The following is a 4,420-nucleotide window of genomic DNA, read 5'->3' on the forward strand; positions in this document are numbered from 1 at the left end:
GGCGGCCGCCACCCGCAGCACCGGGACGGTGAGCGCGCTGGAGGCGACCAGGGCGAGCCACAGGACGGGGTTGCCGACCGCGAGCAGGGCCGTGAAGACGGCCGGCGCGAGCGCGCCGGACGCGCCGTAGGCGGTCTGGAAGAGCGCGTTGTACCGCCCCTTCAGGCCCTCCGGGGCGGCCTCGTAGGCGGCGGCGCTCATCACCGACCCGAACAGCGCCTCGGCGGTGACGCCGAGCGCCGAGACGAGCAGCACCAGCGGTACCACCAGCGCGGGCCCGGCCAGTTGGGCGGGTGCCATCAGCAGGAACGTGACGGCGAACAGGACGGCGGCGGCGGTCAGCGCGCGCAGGCGGGAGGTGCGGCGGCCGTACGCGATCGCGGGCTTCACCGCGACCATGAGCACGACGTTGCCCACCAGGACGGAGGCACCCGCCAGCCACACCGGCCCCCGCAGGGTGCGGACGGCCACCAGGGGCAGCGCGACCGTCAGACTGTTGGCCGCGAACGTGAACAGCACCTGGACCAGGCAGAGCACGAGGTACGGGCGGTCGCGCAGCACCGTCCCCCAGGTCCGCGCCGGGCCGTCCGGTGTGTCACCCCCCGTTCGCGGAGGACCGGGCGCCCGCACCCGCAGCACCGCGCACACCAGGACGGCGGCCACGGCGAAGCTCACGCCGTTCGCCCACGCCAGCGCGTGCAGCCCGGCGGTGCTGCGCCCGACCAGCCCGGCCAGCCCGGCGCCGACGCCCAGCCCGGCGATCCGGACGATGCTCATGGTGCCGAGCGCCCCGACCAGCTTGCGCTCCCCGGTCAGCCGGGCGAGGAGCGGCGTGTTCGCGGTCCAGAAGATCCGGTCGCCCGCCGAGTTCGCCGCCGCGATCAAGGCGACCTGCCAGACCGACCCGACCAGCGGGTAGAGCAGGAAGCCGACCGCCCGCACCACGTTGCTGGCCAGCACCACCGGACCGGGCCCGAAACGGTCCACCAGGGTGCCGCCGAACGGGCCCGCGACCAGGCCGAACACCGCGCCCGCGGTGAGGGCGGCGCCGACCTGCTCGACGGGCAGGCGCTGCGCCTGGACGAAGAAGAACAGGGAGATGGGCATCCACAGGCCGCTGCCCACGGCGTCGATGCTTCGGGCGGCGAGGTAGAGGCGGGTCCTGGCGGGGCTGACGTGCGCGTCGGCTGCCAGGTCGGTGCCTGCTGTGCCCGCTGTGCTCGCCGTGCCCGCCGCGTCGTTGCTCACGCGCGCCCCGGTCCGTCCACGGGGACCTCCGGCGCGTCCCCGAAGTCCCACTGCGCCGTCCCGGCCCACCACCGGTCGACCTCCCGCAGCCGGTCGGTCAGCCGGTCGCCCGGGTCGTGGCCCAAGTCGTCCTCCGGGAGCCGGAAGAAGAGGTCGGCGACGCGGTGGGAGGGCGAGTCGGGCCCGTGGTAGCGGTGCCCGACCCGCCCGCTCGGCACGTACTTCACGGTGCCCGGCAGCGGGCAGTGCTGCGGAAGCTGCCGCAGGGTGGCCGCCTCGACGGGCGGGTACCACGTCGCGTACCCGTGCCGGACGACCGTGCCGGGCCCGGGGAGGTCGGCGGTGCGGCCGGCCTGGCCGAGCAGCGAGGCGCCGTGCAGGTTGACGCCGGTGGCGAGTTCGAACGCCTCGACGATGCTGCCTCCGCCGGCCCGGCAGGCGATCTCGCACAGCACGATCCGGTCGTCGGCGGTGTGGAAGAACTCGGCGTGGAACGCGCACGCGCCCTCCGGTCCCGGCAGCGCCGCCACAACGTCGCGGACGGCTCGCTGGAGCCGGGCGTACAGCGTGTCGTCCGCGGCCAGCATGCCGCTCACGAGCGGGGCGCTGCCGTGGTGGGTGAGCCACTGGCTGTTGAGGTACCGGGACGGACGGCTGAACAGCACCGCGCCCCCGGCCATCAGGCCGTCGACGTGGAAGGTGTCGCCCTCGATCCAGGCCTCGGCGAGCAGCGGCGCGGGCCACTCCCGGAGCGACCCCAGCGCCGCCGGGTCGGCGAGGACCTGCTGGCCCAGGCAGGCAACGCCGTCGACGGCCTTCACGACCACGGGCAGGCCGTGCTCGTGAGCGAAGTCCGCGAGCTCCGCGCCGTCGTGGACCAGCCGCATGGGGGCGACCGGCACGCCCGCCGCGCCGGCCAGGGTCTTCATGACGTGCTTGTCCCGGTACGCCAGCGCGCTCGCCTCGGTCTGGCCCGGCAGGCCGAGGCGGCGGCGCAGACGGGCGGCGCGCAGCACGTCGCTCTCGGCCGTGGTGAGGATGCGCTCGACGGCGTGCGCGCGTACCAGGCGCTCGACGAGTTCCCCGGTCTCCGGTGCCGCGTAGTCGTCGACCACCTCCAGGTGCCGGAAGCGTCCGGACCACGCGGCCGGTCCGGCGTCCCCGAGCGCCGACGGGTCGGTCACGACGACCAACTCCTCGGCGCAGTCGGGGAACCAGGACGCGAGGCGGTCCAGCAGGGGTCGTCGGTTGAGCAGCAGGAGGGTCATCGGCCGTCCGATCAGTAGCGGCGCTTGGGGTTGTCCACCAGCCAGTACTCCAGCTGCACGGTGAGCCGGGTCTGGGTGACGCCGGCGGCGACCTCGGACACCGAGTGCCAGGAGGTCTCGGACGGCGGGAAGGCGAGCAACTGGCCGCCGGTCGGCGGGATCCGGCGCACCGGCGGGACGGCCGGGTCGGGGCTGGTGCGCACCTCGTACGCGCCGCCGCCGTCGACGGGCCACTCGGGGTTGAGGTAGAGGATGGCGGTGATCGCCTTGTAGGGCTTGTCCTTGTGGACGGAGATGAAGTCGCCGGCCCGGTAGGTGTAGATGGCGATGTCGGTGGGCAGTTCGCGCAGCTCCAGTCCGGTGCCGCGCTCCAGCCAGCCGACGAACTCCTCGCTGCGCAGCGACGCCAGGAGCTCGGCCCAGGCGGGGGAGAGGCCGGTGGCGGCGGGGCGCGGCTCGTTGTGCTCCTGGAGGTAGAGCAGGTTCATCGCGTACTGCTTGTCGTGGTCGGGGTCGGTGACCTTGACCGGGTCGTAGCCGTCGACGGGGGCGGTGGCGAAGAGCGTGCGGATCTGCTCGTCGGTCAGCACCCCGTGGGCGAGGTGGATGGCGAAGGGCTCGGTGATCTGCTCGAATTCCTGCTCGGTCCTGATCAACTGACTTCTCCTGCCTTCGATTCGGTGGCCGCACTGGCGGTGGCCGTGCTTTCGGTGCCCGTGCTCGTGGTCGCCGCGCTTGTGGTGGACGCGGCCTCGTGGGCCAGCAACTGGCGGACGGCGGCGGTGGCGTAGCTCCCCGACGGGAGGAAGAAGCCGAGGTCGATCCGGCTGCGTCCGGGGTTGAGCTCGTCGGGGGCCGCGGGAGAGAGGGAGACCGTGGTCTGGACGACCGTGGGCCGCGCGGAGGTCCGGGCGGCGGCCGTGCCGTCGGTGAACGTGTACTTGGCGTAGGGGAGTTCGGCCGCCGTGGCGAGCACCGCGAGCGGCCGGTCGGCGTAGCGGTACTCCAGGCCGTCGAGCTCGACGGTGGTGGTGTGCGGGCCGCAGCTGTCGTCGACCGCCCGGCGCAGGGCGGCGTTCCAGTCGGCGGAGGCGTGCGCAGCGAGGTAGAAGGAGGCGTTGCGCGGGTCGAGGGTCCGGAAGAACTCCTCGGCCGGGCCCTGCCATTGGGCGGCCTGCGGGCTCTCCGGTGCGCGCAGGGCGGCGAGTTCGCGCAGCGCGGTGTCCCAGTCGCCGGCGAGCATGGCCCGGCCGACGAGGTGGGTGCGCTTGGGCCCGCCGGGCACGCCGAAGCGCTGGGTGTCGTAGTAGTTGAGGAAGAACATGGTGTGCTTGCGCAACTCGGCGAGCCGCTCGGCGCGTTCGGGGGCGAGGTTGCGCACGGTGATGCGGAAGCCGTTGCCCTCCAGCCGGCCGATGGCGAGCGGCTGGGTGCCGTAGCCGTGGTGGTGCAGGTCCAGCCAGTCGTCGGCGCGGTCGGCGACGCGCCAGCCCTCGGGGCCGAGGCCGGGCAGCGGCACTGCGGCGGGCACGGCGATGAGCTGCTCGGTGATGCCGTCCTCGTCCTTGAGGCCGCCGTAGGTGACGTCGGCGGTGGGCAGGGCGAGTTCGGCGGCGACGAGGCGGATCGCCTCCATGGTGGTGTAGCCGCTCTTGCGCAGCAGCAGGTAGCGCCACTGCGCGTCGGCGGGTCCGGTGTGTTCGACCACCATGGCTTCGCGGACGAGGAAGTCGCGCGGGCGCTGCTTGAGCACGGCCTGGTCAGGCACGCGCGTCTCCGTTCGGGAGGGGTTCGGTGAGATCCGTGAGATCGGTGGGCTCGGCGGCGCGGACGCGGGCGCCGAGCCGGCCCAGGGCGGCGGGGAGGTCGGGGTAGCCGCGTCGGAGGTGGTGGGTGCCGGTCAC

The 4,420-nt window shown here is 74.0% G+C and carries 4 protein-coding genes; all 4 read right to left on the reverse strand.

Annotated elements, in window-relative coordinates; all coding sequences use genetic code 11:
• A partial coding sequence (locus AB0O00_RS30785) for an MFS transporter (RefSeq protein WP_363657331.1) occupies positions 1 to 1,248 on the reverse strand: 1,248 nt, incomplete at its 3' end.
• A complete protein-coding gene (locus AB0O00_RS30790) occupies positions 1,245 to 2,516 on the reverse strand; it encodes a hypothetical protein (protein WP_363657333.1) in 1,272 nt (423 codons plus the stop codon). The genes AB0O00_RS30790 and AB0O00_RS30785, both read right to left, overlap by 4 nt.
• Positions 2,517 to 2,527: 11 nt before the next feature.
• Positions 2,528 to 3,172, reverse strand: coding sequence for a 2OG-Fe(II) oxygenase family protein (locus AB0O00_RS30795; protein ID WP_363657335.1), 645 nt, complete (start codon positions 3,170 to 3,172; stop codon positions 2,528 to 2,530).
• Positions 3,169 to 4,284, reverse strand: coding sequence for a tRNA pseudouridine(13) synthase TruD (truD, locus tag AB0O00_RS30800; RefSeq protein ID WP_363657337.1), 1,116 nt, complete (start codon positions 4,282 to 4,284; stop codon positions 3,169 to 3,171). The genes AB0O00_RS30795 and truD overlap by 4 nt, the downstream gene beginning before the upstream one ends.
• Between the last annotated feature and the right edge of the window lie 136 nt (positions 4,285 to 4,420).

Source organism: Kitasatospora sp. NPDC093558 (assembly GCF_040683475.1).
Lineage (GTDB): Bacteria > Actinomycetota > Actinomycetes > Streptomycetales > Streptomycetaceae > Kitasatospora.

Bases quoted from the DNA above. Each gene is read 5' to 3' on its own strand.
- AB0O00_RS30790 (WP_363657333.1), bottom strand. From the start codon at position 2,516: ATGACCCTCCTGCTGCTCAACCGACGACCCCTGCTGGACCGCCTCGCG.